The 24,219-nt window shown below is 68.8% G+C and carries 18 protein-coding genes and 8 pseudogenes; 15 read left to right on the top strand and 11 right to left on the bottom strand.

The features are described from left to right. Positions 1-12: 12 nt before the first annotated feature. From ACQUSR_RS00625 to ACQUSR_RS00595, 7 genes and pseudogenes are all read left to right on the top strand, one after another. Positions 13-159, top strand: a complete 147-nt coding sequence (locus ACQUSR_RS00625) for a hypothetical protein (RefSeq protein ID WP_431040531.1) — start codon at positions 13-15, stop codon at positions 157-159. Continuing rightward, a complete protein-coding gene (locus tag ACQUSR_RS00620) occupies positions 147-1,019 on the top strand; it encodes an alpha/beta hydrolase fold domain-containing protein (RefSeq protein ID WP_431040530.1) in 873 nt (290 codons plus the stop codon). The genes ACQUSR_RS00625 and ACQUSR_RS00620 overlap by 13 nt, the downstream gene beginning before the upstream one ends. Further along, positions 1,010-1,636, top strand: coding sequence for an NADPH-dependent F420 reductase (locus ACQUSR_RS00615; protein ID WP_431040529.1), 627 nt, complete (start codon positions 1,010-1,012; stop codon positions 1,634-1,636). Before ACQUSR_RS00620 ends, ACQUSR_RS00615 begins: the two co-directional genes overlap by 10 nt. A 354-nt stretch (positions 1,637-1,990) precedes the next feature. Beyond that, a pseudogene (locus ACQUSR_RS00610) lies at positions 1,991-2,440 on the top strand (serine/threonine-protein kinase); the annotation flags it as partial. A 345-nt stretch (positions 2,441-2,785) separates the two neighbouring features. Then, the gene (locus ACQUSR_RS00605) at positions 2,786-3,298 is read left to right on the top strand and encodes a hypothetical protein (protein WP_431040528.1); all 513 of its coding nucleotides are present in this window, start codon (positions 2,786-2,788) and stop codon (positions 3,296-3,298) included. Between the two features lie 150 nt (positions 3,299-3,448). Beyond that, positions 3,449-3,634 (top strand): hypothetical protein, encoded by a 186-nt coding sequence (locus tag ACQUSR_RS00600; protein ID WP_431040527.1) that lies wholly within the window; start codon positions 3,449-3,451, stop codon positions 3,632-3,634. 200 nt (positions 3,635-3,834) lie between these two features. Further along, complete coding sequence (locus ACQUSR_RS00595; protein WP_431040526.1) at positions 3,835-5,166, top strand: phosphatase PAP2 family protein; 1,332 nt, start codon at positions 3,835-3,837, stop codon at positions 5,164-5,166. A 338-nt stretch (positions 5,167-5,504) separates the two neighbouring features. Here ACQUSR_RS00595 and ACQUSR_RS00590 read toward each other — a convergent pair. Next, positions 5,505-5,687, bottom strand: a pseudogene (locus ACQUSR_RS00590) (helix-turn-helix domain-containing protein); the annotation flags it as partial. Between the two features lie 51 nt (positions 5,688-5,738). On the opposite strand from ACQUSR_RS00590, the pseudogene ACQUSR_RS00585 reads away from it, so the two are divergent. Then, positions 5,739-6,749 (top strand): annotated as a pseudogene (locus tag ACQUSR_RS00585) (NADP-dependent oxidoreductase). A 21-nt stretch (positions 6,750-6,770) separates the two neighbouring features. Here the strand turns inward: ACQUSR_RS00585 and ACQUSR_RS00580 are convergent. After that, positions 6,771-6,982, bottom strand: a pseudogene (locus ACQUSR_RS00580) (helix-turn-helix domain-containing protein); the annotation flags it as partial. 271 nt (positions 6,983-7,253) lie between these two features. On the opposite strand from ACQUSR_RS00580, the gene ACQUSR_RS00575 reads away from it, so the two are divergent. Beyond that, positions 7,254-7,973 (top strand): 2-phosphosulfolactate phosphatase, encoded by a 720-nt coding sequence (locus ACQUSR_RS00575; protein ID WP_431040525.1) that lies wholly within the window; start codon positions 7,254-7,256, stop codon positions 7,971-7,973. 49 nt (positions 7,974-8,022) lie between these two features. Here the strand turns inward: ACQUSR_RS00575 and ACQUSR_RS00570 are convergent. Further along, positions 8,023-8,343 (bottom strand): annotated as a pseudogene (locus ACQUSR_RS00570) (hypothetical protein); the annotation flags it as partial. Between the two features lie 175 nt (positions 8,344-8,518). Next, positions 8,519-10,504 (bottom strand): BTAD domain-containing putative transcriptional regulator, encoded by a 1,986-nt coding sequence (locus tag ACQUSR_RS00565; protein ID WP_431047297.1) that lies wholly within the window; start codon positions 10,502-10,504, stop codon positions 8,519-8,521. A gap of 126 nt (positions 10,505-10,630) precedes the next feature. Here ACQUSR_RS00565 and ACQUSR_RS00560 point away from each other — a divergent pair, with 126 nt between their 5' ends. Next, positions 10,631-11,509, top strand: coding sequence for an alpha/beta fold hydrolase (locus tag ACQUSR_RS00560; protein WP_431040524.1), 879 nt, complete (start codon positions 10,631-10,633; stop codon positions 11,507-11,509). 267 nt (positions 11,510-11,776) lie between these two features. Here the strand turns inward: ACQUSR_RS00560 and ACQUSR_RS00555 are convergent, their stop codons facing one another. The 4 genes and pseudogenes from ACQUSR_RS00555 to ACQUSR_RS00540 form a co-directional block, all read right to left on the bottom strand. Then, entirely contained in the window at positions 11,777-12,091 is a 315-nt protein-coding gene (locus ACQUSR_RS00555) for a hypothetical protein (RefSeq protein WP_431040523.1), read from the bottom strand. Between the two features lie 282 nt (positions 12,092-12,373). Then, the gene (locus ACQUSR_RS00550) at positions 12,374-13,207 is read right to left on the bottom strand and encodes an SDR family oxidoreductase (RefSeq protein WP_431040522.1); all 834 of its coding nucleotides are present in this window, start codon (positions 13,205-13,207) and stop codon (positions 12,374-12,376) included. Between the two features lie 115 nt (positions 13,208-13,322). Then, on the bottom strand, positions 13,323-13,892 hold the full coding sequence (locus tag ACQUSR_RS00545) for a CGNR zinc finger domain-containing protein (protein ID WP_431040521.1): 570 nt from the start codon (positions 13,890-13,892) through the stop codon (positions 13,323-13,325). Positions 13,893-14,014: 122 nt separating this feature from the next. Beyond that, positions 14,015-14,659, bottom strand: a pseudogene (locus ACQUSR_RS00540) (AfsR/SARP family transcriptional regulator); the annotation flags it as partial. 104 nt (positions 14,660-14,763) lie between these two features. Between ACQUSR_RS00540 and ACQUSR_RS00535 the strand changes: the two are divergent. Both ACQUSR_RS00535 and ACQUSR_RS00530 read left to right on the top strand, forming a co-directional pair. Next, on the top strand, positions 14,764-15,279 hold the full coding sequence (locus ACQUSR_RS00535) for a hypothetical protein (protein WP_431040520.1): 516 nt from the start codon (positions 14,764-14,766) through the stop codon (positions 15,277-15,279). A gap of 201 nt (positions 15,280-15,480) precedes the next feature. After that, positions 15,481-16,569 carry an amidohydrolase family protein gene (locus ACQUSR_RS00530; RefSeq protein ID WP_431040519.1) on the top strand — a complete coding sequence of 363 codons (1,089 nt, stop codon included), beginning with the start codon at positions 15,481-15,483 and terminating at the stop codon, positions 16,567-16,569. An 8-nt stretch (positions 16,570-16,577) separates the two neighbouring features. Here the strand turns inward: ACQUSR_RS00530 and ACQUSR_RS00525 are convergent, their stop codons facing one another. Continuing rightward, the gene (locus ACQUSR_RS00525) at positions 16,578-17,585 is read right to left on the bottom strand and encodes a helix-turn-helix domain-containing protein (RefSeq protein ID WP_431040518.1); all 1,008 of its coding nucleotides are present in this window, start codon (positions 17,583-17,585) and stop codon (positions 16,578-16,580) included. Positions 17,586-17,739: 154 nt separating this feature from the next. Between ACQUSR_RS00525 and ACQUSR_RS00520 the strand changes: the two genes are divergently transcribed. From ACQUSR_RS00520 to ACQUSR_RS00510, 3 genes and pseudogenes are all read left to right on the top strand, one after another. Beyond that, a complete protein-coding gene (locus ACQUSR_RS00520) occupies positions 17,740-18,288 on the top strand; it encodes a hypothetical protein (RefSeq protein WP_431040517.1) in 549 nt (182 codons plus the stop codon). Positions 18,289-18,528: 240 nt separating this feature from the next. After that, positions 18,529-18,981 (top strand): annotated as a pseudogene (locus tag ACQUSR_RS00515) (IS5/IS1182 family transposase); the annotation flags it as partial. A gap of 422 nt (positions 18,982-19,403) precedes the next feature. Next, a complete protein-coding gene (locus ACQUSR_RS00510) occupies positions 19,404-21,455 on the top strand; it encodes a hypothetical protein (protein ID WP_431040516.1) in 2,052 nt (683 codons plus the stop codon). Positions 21,456-21,574: 119 nt separating this feature from the next. Here the strand turns inward: ACQUSR_RS00510 and ACQUSR_RS00505 are convergent, their stop codons facing one another. After that, positions 21,575-22,453, bottom strand: coding sequence for an IS5 family transposase (locus ACQUSR_RS00505; RefSeq protein WP_304465194.1), 879 nt, complete (start codon positions 22,451-22,453; stop codon positions 21,575-21,577). A 1,113-nt stretch (positions 22,454-23,566) separates the two neighbouring features. Continuing rightward, positions 23,567-24,214: pseudogene (locus ACQUSR_RS00500) on the bottom strand (IS630 family transposase); the annotation flags it as partial. Positions 24,215-24,219 lie beyond the last annotated feature (5 nt).

The following is a 24,219-nucleotide window of genomic DNA, read 5'->3' as shown; positions in this document are numbered from 1 at the left end:
AAGGGGCCGGCCGTGACCACAATCGCCAACCGCCCACTGTCAGCACGCGGGGAGCGCCCCACCGCGATGTATGTCGGGCTGGCGCTGACGGTCCTGGCCACGCGCGCGCCGCTGCTTGACATCGCCACCGCCCACCGCCCACCGCGATGGCGCTGGTGAACCTCGGCCTGCGCGGCGAGAAGTACGACGTCGTCGTGCCGTACGCATACGGGGTGACGACGCTTTTCCGCGCATCGCCGGACTCGCCGTCGTGGTGTCGGTCTGGCGCCACCGACCGGCCCCGCGCGCATGAGCGCCAGCCCGCGGCAGGCCGCCAGGCCGGGGAAGGCCCGCGACTGCCCGCGGTCGTCGTCTCGGTCGAGCGCCGCCTCCTCGCCCCGGACACCCCGCTGCCGGCTGCCGCCGACGACGGCTGGGACGTGCTCCGGCACGTGGTGGAGTACGCCGCGCAGTGGGGCATCGACCCGGCGCGGACGGCCGTCTTCGGCGAGAGCTGCGGCGCGTTGATCAGCGCCCTGGCCGCCATCCGGGCCAGAGAGGCCGACCCGCGCCTTCAGGCGCAGGTGCTGGTCAACCCCGCCGTCGGTGTGACCGAGACGATGCTCGACCACGCCTCGGTCACCGAGCACGCCAACAGCCCGACCGCCACCGTGCCGCAGTTGCAGCTGTTCCACCGGCGCGCCGTGCCACCAGGAACCGATGCTCGCGCGCTGTCGCCGCTGCATGCCGACGACCTCAGCGGGCTGCCCCCAGCACTCGTCGTCGTATTGACCCACGACCCGGTGGCCGACAACGGCCGCCGCCATGCCGAACGACTGCGAGCGGCCGGCACGCCCGTGCGGCTCACCCATCAGGAGCGATGCGAGGGCGACGGTTGCCCAGTGGGACTAGGACTCGGCGGTCTTGTCGTAGCGAGTGGCGACCGACCACAGGATTACGTCTTTGGTGCAGGTCCACCCGGGCCTGCGGTCCGATTCGCCGAGCCCCGGCAACGGCTTAGCGTCACACCATGCGTATAGGACTACTTGGCACCGGCAACGTTGCCCGAGCACTGGCCCACGGTTGGAGCGCCGCAGGACACGACGTGCTCCTCGGTTCACGTCGGCCTGAGGAACGGACCGACCTCGGTCTCCCCGTGGCGAGCCTGAGTGAGACAGCCGCCCACGCAGAGGTACTGGTCAACGCCACCCCGGGGACCGTCTCCGTGGACCTGCTGCACTCCATCGGGGCGCCGGCGCTGGCCGGCACCCTGCTCATCGATGTCGGGGTCGGCCTCTCCGACGACTTCACCGAGCTCTCGCACCCCAACAGCAGCCTGGGTGAACAGATCCAGGAAGCCTTCCCCCTGACCCCCGTCGTCAAGACGCTGTGCACCATGGACTCCACCGTGATGATCGCCCCGGACGGTCTCGACGGCCCGAGCACCGTCTTCCTCTCCGGCGACGACGCCGAAGCCAAACGGACCACCGGCCGCCTGCTCACCGACCTCGGCTGGCCCCCGTCGTCCCAGCTGGACATCGGCGGCATCACCACCGCACGCGGACAGGAGCACTTCGCCCTGCTCTTCATCGGCATCGCGGGCGGTCTGGATGCCCACACGTTCAACATCAACGTGGTCACCCGCCCCTCTGCGTAGGGCCTACCGTCCATGCGACCTTGATTGATGGATCAAGGTTGGGCGATACGCCTCCATGAACTTCCCGACGCCGTACGGGACTTCGTGCGGCCATTGAGGTGCGGCCCCTGCTCGCCGAGCGGGGCCGCACCGTCGGCCCCGGCGTGTGACTGCGGACCTGGCTGATGTTGTCGACCATCTCGGCGCTCCGAGAGCGCGCAGGTCGGTGTCGGGCTCGTCCGGGTACCCGCCGCTGGCCGCGGCCTCCAGTACCGTCGTGCCGCGGCGACTGCCTGCATGTCCTGGCCGTGACATGCCATCGGTAACATCGGGGCACCGCGCACGACCTAGGGGAACCGATGGCGCACCGCGCACGCGCTGAATTCCGTGCACGCGGCCTCGGTCATCCATCGCGACCTCAAGCCCAGCAACATCCTGCTCAGCTCGCAGGGACCCTGGGTCATCGACTTCGGTATCGCCCGCGCCACCGACACCACCCAGCTCACCCAGACCGGCGGCTTCATCGGTACCCCGCAGTACATGTCGCCGGAACACGCCCTGGGGCGCCCACTCACCCCGGCCACCGACATCTTCGCCCTCGGCCTGATCGCCGCTGTGGTGGCGACCGGCCGCCACCCCTACGGCGAGGGTGGCGGCATCTCCATCGCCGCCACCATCGCCAACACCGACCAGCGCCCGCCGGACCTCACCGGCTACCCCGATCAGCTCCGCCCCCTCCTGGAAGCGTGCCTGGCCGCCGCCCCGGCTACCCGTCCTACGCCCGCCGCCCTCGCCGACTGGTGCCAGCAAGTCTCCGGTCGGTAGCTCCGCGACTTCGCCGACTGGCTCCCGGCACCGCTCGCCACCGAAGTCACCCGGCGCGAAGACGCCGCCCGGCAGTCACCGCCCCCGCCTGCCGCGCCCGCCCCCTCATCGGGTTTCGGCCCAGCCACCCAGATCCCCACACCACCGCCGAGGCCGGCGACGTACGTCCCGACCCAGGCCGCCGCACCGCATCACGCAGTGGCATACGCGCCTACACAAGCCGCTCCATCCGACGGCCATTCCGCATACGCGTCCACACAAGCCGCCTCGCCCGCGGACGCGCACGGGTCGACACCCCTCCGCAGTCCTGTCTCCAAGCCGGACGCGGCTGCGGGCCGCCGACGCTTGTGGTGGAAGCTGGCCGGAGGCATCGCGGTGCTGAGCCTTACAGTCACTGGTGTATGGCTGTGGTCCACTGATGGGAACGGCTCGAAGTCCGCGGCGCATGACTCAGGCGGTTCGGGCACTGGTTCCAGTACGACGTCACCGTCGCCCAGCCAGAGCGCGACGTCGACCGGCACTCCGGCACCGGACAGCTACAGTCTGGCCTTCCAGAACAAGCCGTTCGATCTGAGCTTCTTCAAGGACCCCCTCAAGACGGCGTATTACAACCTGGACGAGGCACCGCGCCGGGCGGATCAGTGGAACGATTCCTCCTACGTGGCCACTGAAGAAGTCGAACTGGCGGTGGACTACTGGCGGTTGACCCGGAAGACGTCGTTCGGTAAAAGCACCGGCACGACTCCACAGGAATGCGCGGCCGCAGCCAAGAAGAACGCGCTTCCCGAACTGATGGGCCCAGAGGATCTGAAGGTGCCGATCTACGCTGCTGAGCTCACTCTCTGGCGCCCAGAGTGACGATGGCCACATCCTCGGTGCGGCCCAGAGCGGCAGGAAGCCCTGCGCCGCTGCAACCGCCCCGCCCTGGCCGTTGCCACCGACGTTGTGCTGTAGGTCACGCCGCGAAGGTGCTTCGAGCCCCATCGTTCTGATCGCCGGGCGAAGGTGGTGCGGCTAGAGGTCCTCGCCCGGGGCGAGGGGGACCGCGAGGAACTGGTCGCGATGCAGTGGCCGGTCGACGGCGCGCCGCCGCTGCCCGTCGGGTCCGGACAACTGGGCGTCGTGGCCGACGGCGAACATGCCGACGGCTCAGTCGACGTGACCGTTGTCACAGGCTTCGTCGTCGAGGGGTGAGCTGATCGCTGATCCAGCGAAGCCACCCGCACCGCTCCGATAACATGATCGGGCTCACGACGAGCGCCCTCATCGTCCGTCCTTCACCGGAAAACCATGCCATCCGGCACGAAGAGTGACCTATTTAACCAACACCTAACAAATCGGCCAAACAATTGATACCTATAGCAACGCGGGTGCTTTCGCGAATAAACAACAGAATGACGTTCGCCGCGTGGCGTCAACCACGGGTGATGCTGTGGGCCGCGGCGGGTGTGGTGACCCTCGGATTCCTCGTCGCGCTGGAGATCGCCGCACGACGATACGGCGTACCGGGGCCGATCACCAACCAGGCGAAAGAGGTGATATTCGCCCCCAAGTCGGGGCCGCTGTTGTACGCCAGCATGGCGTTGGTGATGGTGGTGCTCACCTGGCGGGAACGGTTCATCGCGGCTGGTGTCGCGATCGGCATCGACGTCGTCTTCGTGCTGGTGCGGTGGGCGGTCGACGCCGAGGTGGGCGAGGGCCACACCTTCGGCAACGGCGCGTTGTGGGTGATTTTGGGCTATGGGGTCATCGCTGTCACGCGCCGCACCGGCCGGGAACGTGTCCTGCTGCTGAAGGGTGTCGGGCTGGGCCTGGTGCTGGTGGCCGGCCGCAAGACCGGCGATACCTGGCTACTCATCACGTCGAAGACCCGCCCGCAGGTGCTCGACCAGTACGTGGCAACCGCCGATCACGCGCTGGGCAACCCGTCGTGGCTGGCAGGCCGGATTGTCAAAGCCACCGGCCCGATCGGCACCCATACTCTCGACTTCGTCTACGGTCAACTCGCGGTGGCCGCGGTCGTCGTCGCGCTGTACCAGCTGCGTAACGTGGCGGTCGAGCGCCGCTTCCCGGGTCATTATCTGGTGCGCACCTTTTTGGTGATCGGCCTCCTCGGGCCGGGCATCTATATGATCTTCCCGGTGGTCGGACCGATCTTCGCCTACGACACCGGCGCCTTCGGCACCGGCGGCGAGCAATGGATGTTGGCCAACCTGTGGCCGGACACGCCGCCTCCGATCGCTACCCCGCACCAGATGCCATTCGACGAGATCACCCCTCGCAACTGCATGCCCAGCCTGCACACGGCGTGGGCTGTCGCGATCTTCATTCATACCCGCAAGGCCCCAAGGATTCTGCGATTCGCAGGCACGTTCTGGTTGATTGCCACGCTCGCCGCAACGCTGGGCTTCGGCTACCACTACGGCGCGGATCTGGTTGCCGGCGTGGTGTTCACGCTCACGATCGAGGCAGCGCTGCGCGCGCTCGACCGTGGCTGGGATCGGGCAGGAATCCAGCTGGTCGCTTACGGCACAGCGGTCTTCGCTGCGCTCTTGGTGTCGTATCGCTATCTGTCGATGGAGATGGCCGAGCATCCGTGGGTGTTCGGACCACTTCTCATTCTGGCGATGATCTCAGTGGTTTACGGCTACGTACGGACCACCAAACTGTGGGAACCGAAGGCCGCACCAATGCGGCAACCGGAACGGCAACCCGAACTGGTTTGAGTCATGTTGGCCGCTGCGTCTTGGCGGCTGCGTCGACGCCACGAAGCCCGGCTTCCCGAATGGGGAGGCCGGGCTTCGTGTTGCTCCGATGCCGGAACTCAGGGGTGCACGCCCCGGTGTCAGAACGCGGGGCCGGCGAGCCGGAGACGATCAGCGGCACGCTTCCCGGTGCGAGCCGACCAGGGCGCTGATCGGCTTGTGCGCCGGTCCGCGTGCGCGACGATTTCAGCTGCGGGCGCGAGGGCGGCGTCTTTCCTCGGCATCGCTGCTCGCTGCGCTGGTCAGGATCGCGCTTGCGACAACGTCGAAGAGGTGATCGGCGCGTGGCGCGGACGAGGGCTTGTGCGGAGCAGAGCTTCGAGCAGCGCCTCGCGCGTCGGGAAGTGACGGAGCAGCGTGGCGAGCCCCACGCCGGCCCTGTGTGCGATGTCGCGCATCGATGCCTCGACGCCTTGCTCGATGATGACGGCGCCCGCAACGACGAATAGGTGGTCACGGTTCTTCCTGGCGTCGGCCCGCATCTGTCCCTCTTGACTATCCGGCGTATCCCGCGGCGCGGGCAGGAGAAAATGATGCCGACCCATACGATGAGGGCGATCCGGGTGCATGAGCACGGCGGCCCTGAGGTTCTGCGTTACGACGAGGTGCCGATTCCCGAGCCGGGGCCGGGTGAGGTGCTCGTTCGCGTGCACGCGGTCGGCGTCAATCCTCCGGACTGGTACCTGCGCGACGGGCTGACCAACCTGCCTCCGGAGACGAGGCCGAAGTTCAGCTTGCCCGTGATTCCGGGGACGGACGTGTCGGGCGTCGTCTAGGCCGTCGCCGCGGGTGTGGACGGCCTCTCCGTCGGTGACGAAGTTTTCGGTCTCCTTCGCTTTCCCAGCTTCGATGGCAGCGCATATGCCGAGTACGTGGCCGCGCCTGCGTCGGATCTCGCACGCAAGCCGGCCGGCATCCATCACGTGCACGCTGCCGGGGCGCCCATGGCCGGGCTGGCGGCGTGGCAGTTCCTGATCGAGCTCGGACACGATCACCCGTCGCCCTTCCAAGCGGCGCAGCATCGCCCGATGGCACTCGACGCCGACACGACGGTGCTCATCAACGGCGCCGCGGGCGGCGTGGGGCACTTCGCAGTGCAGCTGGCGAAATGGAAGGGCGCACGTGTCATCGCGGTGGCATCGGGCGGCCATGAATCGTTCCTGAGCGAGCTCGGCGCCGACCAGTTCATCGACTACACCAAGAGCCTTGCCGAGGAACTCGTGCACGATGTCGACCTCGTTCTCGACACCGTCGGTGGTCGCGAGAGCAGTCGCTTTCTGCGCATGCTCAAGCGCGGCGGCGCCCTGTATCCAGTGTTCTTCGGCGACTACGACGACGAGGAGACCGCGAAGCCGGCCGTCACGGTCTCGGGCACCCAGGTCCGCTCGAACGGCGCGCAGCTTGCTGAACTGGGACACCTGCTCGACGCGAGCACGGTCCGCATCGCGATAGACAGCACGTTTCCGCTCGCGGATGCCCGAGCGGCGCACGAACGCGCCACCCGAGGGCACATCCAAGACAAGATCGTGCTCACGGTCGCTTAGGGACGAGCCGTTTCACAGACGCGCCTCTTGGGCCCCGGCGAGTGGCTCGGCCTGGAGCAGGTCCGCGACGTGCAGTTCAACGCAGCGCACATCATGTCCCGGTCCAACTGGACGGTGACCGGCTTCCCGCCCCACAGCGCGGCGACCTTACTCAGCGAGGGGTTGAACCCCACCTGTTGGAACGCGGCCAGCACCTCGGTCGGCCGCCACAGGTCCCGCTGCGCTGCCACCATCCGCAGATTCCACTTCACCGAAGGTTCCCCTTGTCCATCCGCAGTCGTTGAGCCGCCCGAGAGCTGGCAGCCAGGTTCGCGTGCTCCGGATCGGCGTGCGCCGTCCCGAAGAGGCCGTGTGCGGGTGCTCCCGTGTGGCGAATGAGCAGGCGTGTCGCTGCGGATCACTTTCGCGACGCAGGCAGCCGAAGGTGTTGCATTCCGAGACCGCCGATGTGACGTGTGTCGCTCTCCGGGTGATTCGGGTCGGGCATGCGCGATCATGATCGGCATGGACGCTCGTTTCCTTGGCATCGCTGAGCTGGTCGAAGCCCCGTCCGTGGCGGTCGTGGTCGACGTCATGCGCGCCTTCACCGTGGCTGCCTGGGCCTTTGCCCAGGGGGCGGAAAAGATCGTTCTTGCTGAGTCGCTGGACGAAGCTCTGGCGCTCAAGGCCCGCCACCCGGATTGGCTGGCGCTCAAAGACGGTCCGCCCGCGCCCGGGTTCGACACCGTCAACTCCCCGGGCCTGCTGCGGTCTATTGACCTTGGCGGACGGACCGTTGTGCAGAAGACCACGGCAGGGACGGTCGGCGCCCTTGCGGTCAAGGAGGCGTCGCTGGTGCTGTGCGCCAGCTTCGTGGTGGCGGAGGCAACGGCTCAGCTCTTGCGGACACGCAGAAGTGACAGCGTCATGTTCGTGGTCACTGGCGAGGATGGACAGGCCGAGGAAGATCTGGCGTGTGCTCAATACATCGCTCGGAGGGCCACCGAGGCTGGGACGGATGCTGCTGAGTTCCTCCGCCGTGCTGCCGAGTCGCGCGCCGCTGCCGAGCTTGCGGAGGGTGTGCGTCAGGGAGTGCATCCTGATGACGTTGCACTCTGTCTTGAGCTCGACCGGTTTGCCTTTGCCATGGTGGCGGCGTTGGAAGACTCGCTGATGGTCCTTCGTTCGTGTGCCGTGCCTTCGCTGGCCGACGACGCCTTGATCCGATCCCTTGGCGCTGGGTGACGGTTGGACAGGGCGGACCCGTGGGCCCGGTGGTCGTAGGAGTGGTGGGTCAGTGGCCGAGTCGCCGCAGGCAGTCCTCGAACGTGGCGTGCGTCGTGTCCGCGGGGTGGGCGAGACGGTTGCACCAGGCGGTGCCGAGATGCGTCTCGTGCTGCTGGTGCCCATGGCGCCAGCGCAGCCAGATCTGGTCACGGGACGAGAGGATGAGCCAGTCCCGGAACGTGCCGCACTCGGCACAGGCGACGACCTCGCCGCCGAGGACGATCGGCTGCGTCCAGGGCACCATCCGGCCATCGAGCTGGTCGTGGCTCGGCACGCGCAGCCCCGGCGTCAGGAAGTCGCCCACCACGGGGTCCGGCTCGGCGGGCTGCCGCGCGGCCCGGACCGGCCCGTCTCCACTGGCCTGCTGTCCCGCCTCAGGTCATCCCCTGCTGTCCCAGGTGGTCCTGTCTGATTCACCGTTCGTCCCGCGACGGGTTGCCGCTCGCCGCGTACGGCACGGTCTGGTGTCTGGGCGGCGTGAGTCGTAGGACAAGTTCGGGACGTCAGTTGAGGGCATCGGAGATGGTGGTGAGCCAGCGGTCTACGGGGCCGAGGGTGATCAGGCCGCTGCCCGCGCCCGCGAGTTCGCCCGCAGCCGGCAGCAGCCGGGCGTGAAGCTGCTCCAGCACGGGCCGGTCACCGAGCTCCAGTGCGACCGCGGCCTGCAGACAGCACAGTGCCTCGTACAGCAGGTCCGCGGGCGGCTCCGGCAAGGCGCGCAGCCGGGCATGGGCCTCGGCGTCGCGGCCGGTGCGCAGCAGGATGAAGGGTTCGGCCCAGGGCAGGTACGGGCCCCAGTCCGCGTCCGGGGCGACGTGTTGGGCTGCCTCCCGCGCGGACGGGCTTCCGCCGGCCAGGCCCATGCACAGCTCCGCGAGGGGCGGCAGGCCCTGCTCGACGCCGGGCATGCCGGCGCCGTCCAGCCGCGCGGCGGCGGCCCGGCATGCGGCCTGCGCCTGGGGGATCCGCCCGGCGGCAGCCAGTCGCAGCGCGCGGTACCACTGGGTGAAGACGCCCACCAGTGGCCGTTCGTGGCGTTCCGCCAGCTGGTCGGCGGCGGCCGCGTGTTCGTCCGCCGCAGGGAAGTCGCCGAGCGCGCTGCGCGCCTGTACGTGGATGAGGTGGCCGAGCACTTCGAAGGTGCCCAGGGCATGCCGGGTGGACAGCGCGACCAGTTCCTCGCCGATCGCGTCCCGCCGCCGCGCGAGACCGGCTCGGGTGCAGGACTGCATGAACAGCCCGTTGAGGGCGAACGCCAGCAGCGTGGGATCGTCCAGGCTTCGGGCGATCTGTTCGGCCTCGTGTGCGGCCTGCGGGCCGCGCGGGGATCGGGTGCCGCGCATCTCCAGTGCGATGGTGGCCAGCAGACGGCAGCGCGCCGCCTCGTGGGAGGCGCCGCCCGGCAGGGCGGCCAGGGTCCGCTCGGCGGCCGCGACGATCCGCCGCGCCTGCTCCGGGTCGTCGCTACGGGTCCAGATCGCGGGGACGTCGTAGGCACCGATGACCCGGGCGGTCAGTTCCGGGTCGCCGAACTCCTCGGCCGCGGCGACAGCCGCCAGGCGGTGCTCCTGGGCCGATCGAAGACCGTCGCCCCCGGTCAGCGCGAGGTCGCGGATCAGGCCGATCGTCGACTCCAGCCGGGCCCGGGAGCCTGCCGCGACGGTGCGGTCGTAGGCCGCGGCCGCCCGCGTCCACAGCCGGGCCGCCGCCGTCGACGGTTCGACGGGAAGGTCGAGGCGTGGATCCTGAGTGAGGATGTCCGTCTCCATGCGACGCATCCGCGGGCCCGGATCCACGCCCAGCTCGTCGGCCAGCATGGCCCGGGCCCGGCGCAGGACGGCGAGCGCGTCCGCCTGGCGGCCGGCGCGGTACAGCGCCAGGGCCAGCAGCCGCCAGGCATCCTCGCGCCAGGGATGCTCGGCCAGGTGGGCATCCAGGTCCGGAACCGTCTCGGCGGCCAGCCCCAGGGCCAGCCGAGCGCCTGCCAGGTGTTCCACTGCCTGGAGCCGCAGCTCGGCCAGGCGGGAACGCTCACCACGGGCCCAGTCCTCCTGGGCGAACTCGGAGTAGGCCGGGCCCCGCCACAACTCCAGCGCCCCCTCCAACTGCTTCAGGGCCTGCGCGGGGGGCAGCTTCGAGGCGGACCCGACGGCCGCCTCGAACCGCCAGGCATCCACGGCGTCCGGCGCCGCCCGCAGCGCATAGCCAGGGCCTTCCGTGATCAGCAGGCGGGCCGGGGTCCGGGCCGGGCGGTCCGGCTCCAGGACGCGGCGCAGCGCGGCGACGAAGGTCTGCACGGCACCCACCGCGCCTGGCCCGGGCTCGTCCCACAGATCCTCCACCAGGCGGGCGACCGGGACCACGCGCCGGCGGGCCATGATCAGCCGGGCGAGCACCGCCCGGTGCCGCGGTCCCTTCAGCCCCAGAACGCCACCGGCGTCGTCCCAGGCCGTCACCGGCCCGAGCACACCGAAAGTGATCCGCTCCATCATCACCGCCTTCCCCTTGCCTCGCCCGCCACGGTACGCGCTGATCCGATGCTGATTCGCGCGCGGCAGGCTCGGTGGTGTCCGCCGGCCGGCAGGCCTTTCCGCATCTGACGAAAGCAGCACACCGTGGCACCGACCATCCCCGGCTTCGACTACCAGCGCATCCACGTCGCCGACGGCGTCGCCCTCAACGTCGCAGTGGGTGGCTCGGGCCGCCCGCTCGTCCTCCTGCACGGCTTCCCGCAGACGCACCTGATGTGGCGGCGCGTGGCCGCCGACCTCGCGGCGGACCACACCGTCATCTGCCCCGACCTGCGCGGCTACGGCGCCAGCGACAAGCCCGCCGACACCGACGGGGCCGCGTACTCCAAGCGCACCATGGCCGCCGACATCGTCACCCTGGCCCGTGCCCTCGGCCATGAGCGGTTCGCCCTGGCCGGCCACGACCGCGGGGCCCTGGTCGCGTTCCGTGCCGGACTCGACCATCCCGCCACCATTACCCACCTGGCCTGCCTGGACGTACTCCCGACCCTGGACATGTGGCAGGTGATGCGCGGCACCAGCGCCGCCATCGGGTTCCACCTCTACCTGATGGCTCAGCCTCCGGGCCTGCCCGAGCAGTTGATCAGTGCTGCCCCAGACGCCTTCTTCGGCCACTTCCTCGACATCTGGTCCCAGAACCCCGACGCCATCACCCCCGACGTCCGCGCCGCTTATCTGGATGCCTGCCGCGACGCCGTGCCCTCGATCGTGGCCGACTACCGCGCCTCCGCCGCCATCGACGTCGACCACGACCAGGCCGACCGCGACGCGGGCAACCGGCTGCGGATGCCAGTCACCGTCCTGCAGCAGGACTGGGGCGCCTTCCTCGGCTTCGACGCCCGAGCGCTCTGGTCCGCCTGGGCACCGGAGCTGGCACACACGACCGTCGGCGGCGGCCACTTCATGGCCGAAGAAGCCCCCGAGCAAATTACTGTGGAGCTCCGCAAACTCCTGGCCCGCTGAGCAGGCGTCGGCACCGGCACCGGCACCGGCACCGGGGCGCCGGAGCGGCCGCCTGCGTCTGCTCGTCGGCGCCGCGCGGTGCGATCGTCCCGCTCCTCAGTGACAACGAAGAGCGGAACGATCGCTTCCGAAGTCCAGCCAGCGAAGCGCGTATTCGCAGGCACCGGCGCCCTCACCAGGGGTACTCCGGCGTCCAGTGTCACGGTGCATGCGATCGCTGCCGTGCTGTGAATTTCGGGGTTTGAGCTGGCAGATGGTCAGCTTCGGCTACCGCACCTCGTAGAACAGGGTGTAGTGAGCCTCGTCCAGGGTGAAGGCCTGATGCCTTGTGCCCTGACCCTTCTCCGACTCGCGGATGACGATCCTCCCGAGGAAGTCATCGTCGTCCGGAAAGTCCTCCTCCTGCAGGTCAACCACTGCCTCTCCGTCGATGCGGCGGTCGACGTTGAGGTTTGTGCCGTCACCGGCGTTCATGGTGGCGAAGAGCACTACTTCGCCGTTGTAGTTCATGCGGATCTCGTCGTCGCCGCTGTCTTCTGTTTCCTCGCAGCTGAGGCGGACGAGTCTGACGGTGGCCGTCATGGATCTCTCCTCCCTTTTCCCTTTGGCCCACATTCAAAGGTTCAAATGAAGCGGCGGCGTGACTCAATGCTGGAAGACCAGAGGCACGCCATAGCCCGCTGAGCGGGGACATGCCTCAGATGCCTGACGCCGTTGTGAACCCGATAGGAGCCGCTTCCAGCGTCTCGCCGGCTTCCACCCGTCGCAACATGTGGTCAAGAGGGATCAGGCACCCCTGTGAGACGAGGCGGTGGCGCGGGCACGATGCCGGTGCGGCCCAGGCGAACGACCCGGATTCCGGTGTCAGCGGAACGCGGCGGCGTTCTCCGAGGCCCACTGCTGGAATGATCGGGCAGGGGAGCCGGTGACCTGCGATACCGTGTCGCGCACCCTGAGCAGCTCGTCGTTGACATCCCCACCCATCAGGTCGAGCACCGCGTCTGCGGTCTGCTCTCCCATGAAGGAAGCCATCTGCCGGTGGGCCTCATCCCGACTGACCCCTTCGACGGACACCGCTTCCCCCAGGGCTGCCCCGATGGCTTCGATCTGCTGCCGGGGCGTGACTCGTACCGGCCCGGTGAGGGCATACGTCCGCTCTCGGTGACCCGGCTCGGTCAGCGCCACCCGGGCCACCGCCGCAATGTCGGCGGGGTGGATGGCGGGAAGTCCGACGTCCGCATACGGCACTCGGACCGATCGGTGCTCGCGAATCGACGCCGCCCACCACAGGGAGTTCGAGGCGAACTGTGTCGGCCGCAGGATTGTCCACGACATGCCGCTGTCCTTGAGCAGCCGCTCGACCGCCAGTTTCTCAACTGCGGCAGGCAGGTGCGGATGGGTCCGGACGGTGATGGATGACACGAGAACCACATGCTCCACACCTGCACGCCGGGCGGCCGCGATGACGTCCGCGTCCGCGCCCATGCCCGACACGAGGAACAGCGAACGCACCCCGTCCAGCGCCGGCTTCAATGACGCCGCCCGGGCCAGGTCGCCCTCGACAGCTTCGACCCCATCGGGGAACGAGGCTCGGGCAGCGTCACGGGTCAGGCCTCGCACGGATGCGGTTCCGGTCTCGTGCAGCTGCCGCAGCAGAGCGCTCCCGATGTTCCCGGTGGCACCGGTCACAAGAATCATCGTTGTTTCTCCTGTCGTCAGCCGTTGATCACGTCTGCTGCACGCTAGAACATCAACTTGACTTCAGGTCAAGCTGAAGGCGGGTACGTCGGCGGCGTATCGGACAGCAGTGGGCTCAGCCCTGGGGGCCGGGTGGTTTCTGGTGGCTGCCGCAGGTGGCCAGGCTGCACCAGCGGCGGCGGCCGCTGCTGTTCAGGAAGAGCCAGCCGCAGTCCGGGCTGGGACAGGCGCGGATGGTGAAGCGTTGCGGGTCCGCCAGGACTTCGGCGGCGCTGCGGGCGGTGGCCAGGAGGGGGAGGCGCAGGCCGGCGGAGGGAGGCAGGCGCCAGTGGCCCAGGCCGTCGTCGGCGTGGGTGAAGACCGCCGATCTCGCGGCGTCCTGCGCGACGGCGGCGACGGCGTTGAACGCGCGGGCGTCGTGTGGATCGGTCAGGCAGGCGTACAGGTCGGTGCGGAAGTGCCGGGCCTCCTCCAGCGCGGCGGCTGCTTGGGCGGGGTGTCGGTGGGCCTGCTGGAGCAGCTGGGCGACCAGCGGCTCGTCCGCCAGGTCCAGGTGGCCGGCCCAGACCGCGAGGGTGGAGTATGCGCGTAGCCAGTCGGAGCCGGGCAGGCCCGGGCGTGCCAGCCCGCGTAGGTGTTGCAGAACTCCAGGGCGGGGTGGCCGCTGGTGGTCCACGGCAGCCATTCCTCCCCGACCCGTACCGCGTACAGCGGTGCCGGCGGCCGGTCCAGCCGGGGGTCGGCGCGCAGGATGTGGTCGTGGAGCTCCGTCAGCTCGCCACCCGGTTCGATGCCCAACTCGCCCACCAGCGCTTGGCGCGTGCGCCGGTACAGCTCAAGGGCGTCGGCCTTGCGGCCGGCGCGGTAGAGCGCGGTCATCTGGGCGACGACGAGCCGCTCGCGGACGGGAAGCCGACCCGCCAGCGGTGTCAGGTCCGTCAGCACACGTTCATGCAGGCCCATGGTGAGCTGGGCCTCGGCCCGCCGTTCCAGGGCGGACAGGCGCAGCTCGGCGAGCCGGCCGCGCAGCCGGTCGTCGATCAGGTCGGTGAGCAGCGGGCCGCGCCACAGCGCCAGCGCCTGGTCGTAGGCGCGTACCCGCTCCCCGGGGTCCGCGGTGGCTGCCGCCCGCCCGATGAGCTCGAGGTACTCCCGTACGTCGATGGTGTGCGGGCCGGGGTCGATCGTGTAACCGTCGTGGCGGGTCTCGATCAGCAGCCCGTACGGCTTGAGGCGGGCCCGCAGCCTGCCGACGTAGGTGTGCGCGGTGCCGCGGGCCGAGGCGGGCGCGGCGCCGTCCCACAGCAGGTCGATCAGGCGTGCGGTGGTCACGACGCTGCCGGCGTCCAGCAACAGGATGGCCAGCAGGCACCGCTCCTGGCGGCGGCTGCCCACCGTGACGCGCTCTTGCTCGTGACGGGCCTCGAACGGGCCGAGTAGCCGGAACTCCATGATCGCGCCACCCTGGCCGCGCGTGGTGAGAATGCGGTCAGCGGCCGGGGCGAAGGTGAAGTCCGCAACCCAAGACATCCCACCCCACCTCGTCTGGAGAAGCCATGCACCGAACACTGCTCGCCCTGCCGCTCCTGGTCGCCGTCCTCGTCGGCGCGTCACCGGCCTTGGCCACCTCCCCGCCCGCTGGAACGCGTTGGGAGCCCGCGCCGTCCGCACCGTGGACGGCCGCGGCCGGAACCCGGTGTGCCTTTCCCGTCCACGGCGAACCCGTCGTCGACGAGGTCCGACGGCGCGTGCTGGAGACCCATCCCGACGGCACGGCCAAGCGCGTCGCGTACAAGGGCGACCTGGTCGTCAGGGTGACCAACACACAGACTGGCGCCTCCTACGACGCGGACGCCGGCGGCAGCGCCGTCGTCGACTACCGCGCCGACGGTTCCCAGTTCTGGACCGTACGCGGCCCCGTGCTGATCGGCTTCGGCGAGGACGGCGGCACCCTGCCGCGCGGCCTCTACACCGTCGACGGCACGTACACGATGGACGTCAGCGCCACCGGGTACAAGACGCTGACCATGCTGCGCGGCTCCACCGACGCCCTCTGCGCGCACCTCGACTGAGCCCCACGGCCGCGCGGCCCGACGGCCCGGCGGGGCCGCGCCTGATGGTCTGATCGTGTGATCAACCCTGGGCGATCGGCGCGGCCGCCCCGGCGCACCGAGGGACGGATCGCAGAATCCAGGGTGTTCGTCCCCGATGTCCGCCCCTGTGCCCGCACGGCCGCCGTGCCCTGCGAGCGAGCCGCGTAGGAGTGTCTCGACGTGCCCCCTCTGTCCCGTCGCTTCGGTGTCCCCGCGTCGGTCGTGGTCGCGGCCGCGGTCGTCGCTTCCCCTGGCGGCGCCGGCGCCGCGGTGGCCGAGGAAGCCTGCTTCGACCGCACGAGGCAGCCCTACACCTCCGTGGTGGACAGCCACCTGCACTTCCGCCCCTTCGGCGGCGAGGCCATCTCCTTCGATGAGGTCAACGCATACCTGCGAAGGAGCGGTGTCCGTTACGCGAACGTCTTCGGCATCGGCCAGAAGCTGCCCGCCGACTCCGACTGCACGTACTACCTGGACTGCCCCGGCACGCCTGTGCTGCCGAGCGTCAAGAACGACATCGTCAACGGCGAGAGCTATGTGGGCACCCGCCCCCAGAATCCGCGTCTGACGCTGGCGATGACGTCCTTCGACCTCGCCCGCCCGGAGACTGTGCCGCAGCAGATCGCCCTGTACGACAAGGAGTTCCCGGGGCTCTTCCGCTGGGCCGGAGAGGTCAACCTCATCAAGGGCGCCATCCTCCCCAACGGGCATGAACCCGCGACGCTCGCGGACATCAAGGGCTGGGCGCCGTTCATGCGCGAGCTGGAACGGCGCGGTATCCCGATCACCATCCACTCGGATCTGGGCACCGACGCCGAGCCCACGAAGTACCTCCCCCTCATCCGCGAGGTGCTGAACCGGTACCCCAGGAACAAGATCGTGTGGGCGCACATGGGGCTCTCCAAGGAACTGTCCGCCATGGACCCCGCCGAGCACATCGCCATCGTCAAACAGCTCCTGGACCGGCATCCGAACCTGACGCTCGACCTCAGCTGGCGTGTCCTGGAGGACCGGTACTTCAGCAGACCGGGCGTCCGGCAGCAGTACGCCGCCCTTTTCGACGCGTACCCCACCCGCGCCATCCCCGGCACCGACTTCGTCGCGTCACGGGACAAGGGCTATGCCGTCTACAAGGAGGAACTCGAAGTCACCAGCCGCATCAACAAGGCACTGGGAGACGAGGCGTTCCGCGGCATCGCGCTCGGCCAGAACTACTTCCGTCTCCTCGGCCTCAAAACCGAAGCCCCCCAGGTGTGCAAGCGCCGCTAGGCATGGTCCTAGGCATGGTCCGACGGGTCGTGTGACTGGGCGAGCCGGGTTCCCTGTGCCGTACGCCGATACAGCACGTGGCGTCCGTCCCGGACGGAGGTGACGAGCCCCGAGCGTCGCAGAACGCCGAGGTGGTACGAGACGGTTGCGGGGCTGAGGAAGTGACGTGCGGCCAGTTCTGACGTGCTGGCAGGGCGGTCCAGGGCGGTGAGCAGGCCGGCCCGGGTCGAGCCGACGAGGCGTGCGAGTTCCCCGGACGCGGTGTGCGCGGCGGACGGCGGCAGTGGCATGGGATAGACGACGAGTGGCGGCCATGGGGTGTGGGACGCGAGCAGGTCGGTGGCCACCCCGGGAATCCGCGCGACCAGCGAGGGGACCATCACCACCTGCGGTACTTGCCAGCATCCTGCGAATCGGCTGTCAATACGGAGTGCGCCGCTGTCCCAGGCGATAGCGGGATGCATGGAATTGAACAGTTCACTGGCACCGTGCCGGGCGATGATGTTCGCGCACCGGTCCACTTCCGACTCAAGGAGTGACCTCGCCATCTCCCAGTGCGGTGCGAAGGCCAGCAGCCAATAGCGTTGCAGCTCGGTGGCCGCTTGCCTCGCGACGTGATGCCCACCGCGAGCCATCGCCCGCCGGAGGGTCTCCGACAGCTGTCTCCCCGGCAGGCCGACCTGGGGCAGGCCACGGCGGGTGAACTCCAGCTCGCCGATGACCCGTTCTGGCGCTGTTCCCGCTACCAGCTCCAGTTCCTCCTTGAGCGTCGGGGCAGGGCTGGTCGGATGGGGGCTGAGGAAGTCGGGCAGGTAGCCGGGCCCTTCAAGCGCCAGTGAGGACAACAGGGGCAGCCCTGCTCTGCGCAGTGATCGGCGAGCCCGGGCCAGCCAGGGACCGATGTCATCTCTAGGAGTGAGCCCCCAGGGCATGAGCGTGCCCACGACTTGCTGCAGAGGTGAGACCACGAACCGCGACCGTGCCAAGCCTTCCGCATCCACGGTGAGTTGCAGCATTTCCAGCCCTCGCTCCCACGGATTCGAGCGTCCTCGAATCGTCGCACGGAGTCTTGGCTTCCGGGCCGGGGCCGATCCACGCTGGTGGTCAACCGAGAGGCCGGGGAGCAGACGCCCGACTCGTCTGAACACGTTCGTGTCAATGGAGGATCCGATGGAATCGAAGGCAGCAAAGGCGCGCAGGGCCGGGCTGCGTGGAATATCGGCAGCGGCCTTGGCCGTGGCGCTAGTCGCCCCCGCCGGCTCGGCGGCGGCTACAGCACCGAAGGAGCCGGCTGGGGGAACTGAGCTCCAGGAAAAGCTCGACATTCTGAAGCGGGCGAATCCGGGAGCTAGGCAGCTCGACTCCCACACGATCAAGCTGCGCAATGGTGTCATCGCGCGGGTCACACTCGCCTCTGGCGCTTCGGCTGAGGACTGGCCCCCGTCCTGCGGACACGGGTACCTCTGCCTGTTCAGCGGCGTACTGGGCACCGGCAGCAGACTTGACCTCTTCCGGTGCGGATTCGTGAATATCGGCTGGGATTATGGATGGAGTGACAAACTGAGGTCGCTCGTCGACAGGCAGACAAGTGGTACGCGCTCCAGCTTCTTCAACTGGAACGGCGCCGCGTGGGAATGGCTAGGGGATGTGACTGCCCCGTATCAATATCAGAACGTTCCCACCCCGTTGTGGTACACCGACGGAATTAAAGTGTGCTGACAACGGCCAACACCATGAGGTGCCTCTGCCTGGCGGGCTCATGCATGGTGTGTGCGTGAGTGGCTCGCCACCATGCTTGGCGGGGGCGTCCGCACGGGATGTGGTGACGGAGAGCCGGTCGATACGCTCCGGGTGGACCTTCGTGCGGACGAGGCTGCCGTCGGGCAACTTCTCCACGGTCCAACCTGCGTTGCCGTCGTCGGCGGGGGTTACCGCCTGCGCGTCGCATGGCCATGCCCAGGAGCGCGAACGGGGGCGGCTGACAGGGAGGAACTGGAGGATCCGAGCTGCTCGCAGGCGCGCCAGGCCATCGGCCGGTCCCGAGGCGGACTGACCACCAAGGTCCATCTCGCCGACGACGGCCGGGGCCTGCCGCTATCGATCGTCCAGCAGGTCGATCCGTCACCTGCTGCGGCGCCGGGGCATCGCCGCAACGAGCCCCGAGCGCCGCGACCAGGTGGCCAACTCGCCGACGGCGCGGATCACATGGAGACAGGCGGCCTGCCTTCGACGCGGTTGCCTACCGCGACCGCAACGTGGTCGAGCAGTGCTTCGCCTGCCTGAAGCAATTCCGGGCGATCACCACCCGGTTCGACAAGCTTGCCGTCCGCTACCGCGCCGGGCTCGTCCTGGCCGCACTGATCCTCTGGCCCCGTGAACCTGCCAGGTGACCATTTGTCAGACAGGGCCTAGGTCCTGTCCGATGGGTCGTGGCCGTCAGCTCCTGAGATAGGCGAGAACGGCCAGCACTCTGCCGTTGTCGTCATCGCCGGCGCGAACCTCCACGAGAGCCGGGCGCTTAGGTCGGAGTTGGCCTCACGGCCCGCACGCCCCTCCGTGCGACCGCTGGGGCGCGCTGGCGCCCCCCATGTGGGGGATGTGCTCCGAGATCGAGCGGCGAGACGCTGCCCACGCGTCCGCGCGGGTGCGGCGGTGCTGGCGGAGGCAGAACGGGCATCGGAGGTCGGCTCGTGCGGGCCCATGCCAAGCGGCCTACGGCAGGTGCGTGCGCTCGGCCGACCCCAGTCGCCGTTTCGGCGACGTGCAGCGGGGTGGACGGGGCCGCCGGTCGCGGTGTGACCGGGTGCCTCCCGGTAAGGAAGGACGGTTCTCTCATGGCAAGAATCGCTCGCCTCGTGCTCTGTGCCGTTGCGTTTTCGCTTGTCCTCGCACCCATCGGCGTGGGGCACGCAGGGCCGGCAACCGACCGTCACATCGGCATTGATACGGCGCCGAACACCACGGAGCAGGACACGCTCACGTTCAATGCGGCGACGTGGGTGGATCTGCAGCGCGTGACGGGAGCGGATCCCGGCGTCGACGTGGACACGCGGGGCAATGGCCGCGTCTTCGTCGACTTCCCCTGGGGCAGGATCCGCCCCCTAACGAGCATCACGCTCCCCAATATCGTGGCACGTTCGCTCGATCGCGGTGACACGTTCCGGACGCTCTTCGATGAGAGCTGCCCGACCAGCAACTCACAGCCGCACTGCGGCGATCCGGGCATGGGCAACAGCACCCTTGCGCTCTCTCCTGACAATGACAACGTCTACCTGTCGGGAATCGTGCCCGGATTCGGCTCCATGTCGGCGTCCGCGTCCTCCAATGCTGGCGACACCTGGCCCGCGTTCAACGCGGTGACCGTGCCGGGGGGCATGGACCGGCCCTGGTTGCTCTCCCCGGGCGGCCAGACGGCGTACCTCGAGTGGGCCAACTTGGCGCTGGCGGCTTCGGCGGGTCCGGACGTGCAGTACGCGACCACACAGGACGGCGGGGCCTCGTGGAACGTTGATCCGATTCCGAAGTACCGCGCGGGCGGTGCGACACGATTGGTGATGGACCGGTCGGCGCAGAGCCCTGCGCGCGGCACCATCTACCAGGTGTTCGAGGAATTTGACCCCCTAGCGAAGGACACTCCGAGGGTCGGCATCGCCGTTTCCACAGACGGCACCAAGACCTTCCAGACCCACCACGTCGGGGACGACCTGGCATGCGGCGGCTGCGGTCCGGGGGGTGTCTACCGCGGATTCTCCCTTCCGTGGGCGACCGTCGATACCGCCGGAAATCTCTATGCCGTTTGGGGAACAGAGAGCGGCTCCGACATCGTCATGAGTACGTCGAACATCTCCGACCCGGCCAATGATCCGACGCAAGGCGGCAAGCCCGGCAGCACGTGGAGTACCCCCGTCCGCGTTTCGACGGGGGCCGCGGAAACGGCTGTCGTCAGCAACGTCGTCGCCGGCTCACCGGGCAACGTCGCCATCGTCTATTACGGGACCAACGGCTCCGGGATCCCCGATACTCAGCCGGACAATGCCGAATGGCACCCGTTCGTCGCGCACTCGGCCAACGCCCTCAGCTCGAACCCGGATTTCACGCAATCGGTCATCGACCATCGCGTGGTTCACACGGGCGGATTCTGCACCGACGGAATGGGGACCTGTCCCGCGGGCGGTACCCGAGGTCTGCGCAACTGGATGAGGGTGGGCATGGATCCCGACGGCCGTCTGTACACCACGTGGAGCGATGACAACAACGACGGCAACCGCACCGGCATTCGCTTCGCGAAACAGCTCACCGGTCCGAGCCTCATCGCCGGGAAACCCCCGTTCAACGACCCAGTGCCGTCGAGTCCGATGGCCGATCCCGCCGGCGACGCCACATGGCCCAACCGCATCGGCGGCGGCACCAACCTGCCCGGGGCCGACCTCACTGGCGTCGAATTGGACAGGGCCGGTGCGAACATCCGCTTTAAGCTGTCGGTCGGCGATGCGAAGCGATTCGAGGAGGCGGTCAACGAGGTCCCCTCTGCCGACCGACTGCTCTTCGTCGTGCGGTTCGAAACGGCGGATCAGGAGTACTTCGCGGCGTACGAATACTCGAGGGGCGGAGCGGTCCGCGCCTTTACCGGGCGGATTGACGCCGACGACGGTGTCGAGTCCAACAACTTCCCGAACGCGATTAATTTCGCCGCCGACGATGAGGCAAGGGCGACGGTCACCGGTGACACGATCACGATCAGGCAGAAGCTATCGGCCTTCGGTAGCCCCTCGAGGTTCCTCAGTGTCGTCGGAGCAGCCCTGATCGGCCCATCCGAGAGCAACGAGACCCGGTTCAAATTGCTGAACACCATCGATGCGGCACGCGCCTTCGACCACGGGCTGTGATCCTCACCGAGGACGACGGTTCGGCGCATGGCGGCTCATCCGACCGCACATCCATCCAGAGTCTCGTCACGGGCGTATTTATCGTCGCCGAAGGTGACTAGGGACTGTCCGGCAGGTCCCTACCGGAGCCAGAGCCGGATCGCGGCGAGGGTGACCGTGCCCTGGAAGACGTACGCTCTCTTGTCGTATCTGGTGGCGACGGCCCGGAAGCCCTTGAGGGCGTTGACGGTTCGTTCGACTTCGTTCCTGCGGGCATAGCGGGCCCGGTCGAAGCCGGTGGGCCGACCGCCGCGGCTTCCACGGCGTTGGCGGTTGGCCCGCTGGTCCCGGCGCTCTGGGATTGTGTGCCGGATCTGCCGTCGCCGCAGGTAACGCCGGTTGCGGCGGGAACTGTACGCCTTGTCCCCGCAGACGTGGTCCGGGCGCGTCCTCGGATGCCCTCCGGCCAGGCGCGGGACACGGATACGGTCCAGGACCGGAATCATCTGCGGGGCATCACCCCACTGGCCCGGGGTGACCAGGACGGCCAGCGGACGGCAGCCGCCATCGCTCGCCAGGTGAATCTTGGTGGTGGGCCCACCGCGTGAGCGGCCGATCGCCTCGTCCGTCCGGTGATGGGCAGGCCGCCTTTGTCGGCCGGGTATTCGCGCCGGGCGGTGGTGGGCTCCGGCGGCATGCTGATGGGCGCGGCAGGATGTGGAATCGACGCTGACCATGGACCAGTCGATGCGGCCCTCCGCGTCGGCATCGGCCTGAACCGCCTGCAGGACTCGTTCCCACGTGCCGTCAGCTGACCACCTCCGATGCCGGTCATGGCAGGTCTTCCACTTCCCGAACCGCGTTGGCAGGTCCCGCCACGGGATACCGGTCCGCTGCCGGAACAAGATCCCGTTGATCACCTTGCGGTGGCACGTCCACCGCCCGCCCCGTCCTGTGTTCTTCGGCAAGTACGGCTCAAGCCGGGCCCATTCACGATCCGACAGATCACCTCGCCCCACGCTGGCCGGAACGACACCAGCGCAGTTCGGTCACGCGACCCGTCGGACACGCCCTAGTAGCCCCAGCGGTTGCGGCTGCCCTCGTTCCGGCAGTGGATGATCCGACCGTTCGTTGCGTGTGTCGAGCTGCCCACGTCCACGTTCCTGCAGAACTGGCCTGCGTTGTAGCAGTTTCCCGCGTTCGAGACGATCTCACACTCGCCGTTCCAGGCTGTGGGCGCAGGCGTCGCGCGGCGCGTGGGGGACTGTGTGGTAGGTGCCGAGGTGGGATCTGGTGCCGGGCGTGTGGTGGCGGGGGGCCTCGTGGTCGGCGGGTTCGCTGAGGTCGGGGGTGGTGTGGGCGTGGGACTTTGCGTGGGCGTCGGGCTTGGAGCCGGGGCCGTGGTGGGTGTGATGCTCGCGGTGACTGTGCGGTGGGGTTTGTCCGCCGCAGTGTCCTCCTCGCTCCCGCAGGCGGCGATACCGAAGGCGAGTAGGACGGTGGCGACGGAGGCTATAAGCCGCGGGGCGGGTAAGAAACGCACCCTGGGTTTCCCTTCAGACGAACGAGCCGCCGCTTCCATGCCGGGGCGGCGACAGTGGCAACAGGTGGTACCGAGCCGGAGGGGGGACGACACGCGGGGTCCGCCTGCCCCGGTGTGGTGGGGCTGTGGGAACGACGGATCGCCTGTGACCGTGAAGGTGAGTGGCCAGGCGATCGCCGTCCGGCGGAACCGGCATGCGGGGCGGCCAACGAGACGCTAGCGATGATCAGGGCGACAAAGAAGCTCGGAGCGGTAAGGAATTGAAAGCGAAACCGTGTCTGTCAGCGCGTCAGGCCGCTGGGTCAGCCTTCCCACAACGGTGCGACTTGCGGCGACCTCGGACAGATCCGCCGCGCCCCGCCGGGCCCGGACCGGAGAGCGATGTCGACGGTCCGCCCACAGCACACCGCCAGGCCCTGGCCCCACTTCTCGATCGCCGTAATCAGGTACGGCACGGCCGCACCGAACAGCCGGCCGCCATCACCGCGTCGAAAGGCAGTCACGCACGGTGCGCCATCCTGACGAACGCCAACCAGATCGCCGAGGGCGCCGACATCTCCAGCGTGAACGCGATACCGACTTCGGCTGATCAAGGTGACGCCGAGTCGTCGAGGGTGAGTCCGGTGCCGGCGGTGAAGCCGTCAAGGACCTCGGGCCGGTACCGGAGGCGTTTGAGCCGGTTGCGGATGTCGATCGACTTCCGCATAGCTCGGGAGACATGGGTGTTCAGCCGGTGCCAGATCAACACGATCGATGCCCTCAGAGTTGGTGGGCGCCGTCGATCAGCCCGATGCAGTCACGCTCGCCGAGGCGTCCCGAGCGACGTTCGCTGACCGTCACGACCGGAGTGACCCCGCGCCGGTCTCAGGCCACCGGGGTGGCGCCCGAGGCGCTGTAGGAGACGTGGAACTTCCTGCCGATCACTGTGGCCTCCCGCGCGGCGGTCCACACCTGGTCCTCCACCCAGACGTGCGCGGCCGGCCCCTGCTCCAGGTACCCGGCGAGCTTGGCCAGGCGGCGCGGGGAGAGACGGCGCCGACCTCCGCTCGGACCGCGGGAGGCCAGGGCGTGCATCCCGCCATCGCGCCACAGCTGGTGCCACTGGTAGGCCGGCTTCCGGCTCCCCCGCAGCCGCCAGGGCGACCTCCAGCGGCTTGATCTTCCGCTCGAACAACTCCGCCGCCTGCATCCTTACAGCCTCACGGCGACAGCCGCGAGGATGCGTCGGGCCCGACCCGTGCT

Source organism: Streptomyces sp. P1-3, from assembly GCF_050613155.1.
Lineage (GTDB): Bacteria > Actinomycetota > Actinomycetes > Streptomycetales > Streptomycetaceae > Streptomyces.
Note: the sequence above shows the minus strand (reverse complement) of the source record. Positions and strands in the feature narration are given on the sequence as shown.

What these genes read in the sequence shown, in the direction of transcription:
- ACQUSR_RS00620 (WP_431040530.1), top strand. Translation starts at nt 147, where the DNA reads ATGGCGCTGGTGAACCTCGGCCTGCGCGGCGAGAAGTACGACGTCGTC.
- ACQUSR_RS00615 (WP_431040529.1), top strand. Translation starts at nt 1,010, where the DNA reads ATGCGTATAGGACTACTTGGCACCGGCAACGTTGCCCGAGCACTGGCC.
- ACQUSR_RS00595 (WP_431040526.1), top strand. Translation starts at nt 3,835, where the DNA reads ATGACGTTCGCCGCGTGGCGTCAACCACGGGTGATGCTGTGGGCCGCG.
- ACQUSR_RS00575 (WP_431040525.1), top strand. Translation starts at nt 7,254, where the DNA reads ATGGACGCTCGTTTCCTTGGCATCGCTGAGCTGGTCGAAGCCCCGTCC.
- ACQUSR_RS00565 (WP_431047297.1), bottom strand. Translation starts at nt 10,504, where the DNA reads ATGGAGCGGATCACTTTCGGTGTGCTCGGGCCGGTGACGGCCTGGGAC.
- ACQUSR_RS00555 (WP_431040523.1), bottom strand. Translation starts at nt 12,091, where the DNA reads ATGACGGCCACCGTCAGACTCGTCCGCCTCAGCTGCGAGGAAACAGAA.
- ACQUSR_RS00550 (WP_431040522.1), bottom strand. Translation starts at nt 13,207, where the DNA reads ATGATTCTTGTGACCGGTGCCACCGGGAACATCGGGAGCGCTCTGCTG.
- ACQUSR_RS00545 (WP_431040521.1), bottom strand. Translation starts at nt 13,892, where the DNA reads ATGGCTGCCGTGGACCACCAGCGGCCACCCCGCCCTGGAGTTCTGCAA.
- ACQUSR_RS00535 (WP_431040520.1), top strand. Translation starts at nt 14,764, where the DNA reads ATGCACCGAACACTGCTCGCCCTGCCGCTCCTGGTCGCCGTCCTCGTC.
- ACQUSR_RS00525 (WP_431040518.1), bottom strand. Translation starts at nt 17,585, where the DNA reads ATGCTGCAACTCACCGTGGATGCGGAAGGCTTGGCACGGTCGCGGTTC.
- ACQUSR_RS00520 (WP_431040517.1), top strand. Translation starts at nt 17,740, where the DNA reads ATGGAATCGAAGGCAGCAAAGGCGCGCAGGGCCGGGCTGCGTGGAATA.
- ACQUSR_RS00510 (WP_431040516.1), top strand. Translation starts at nt 19,404, where the DNA reads ATGGCAAGAATCGCTCGCCTCGTGCTCTGTGCCGTTGCGTTTTCGCTT.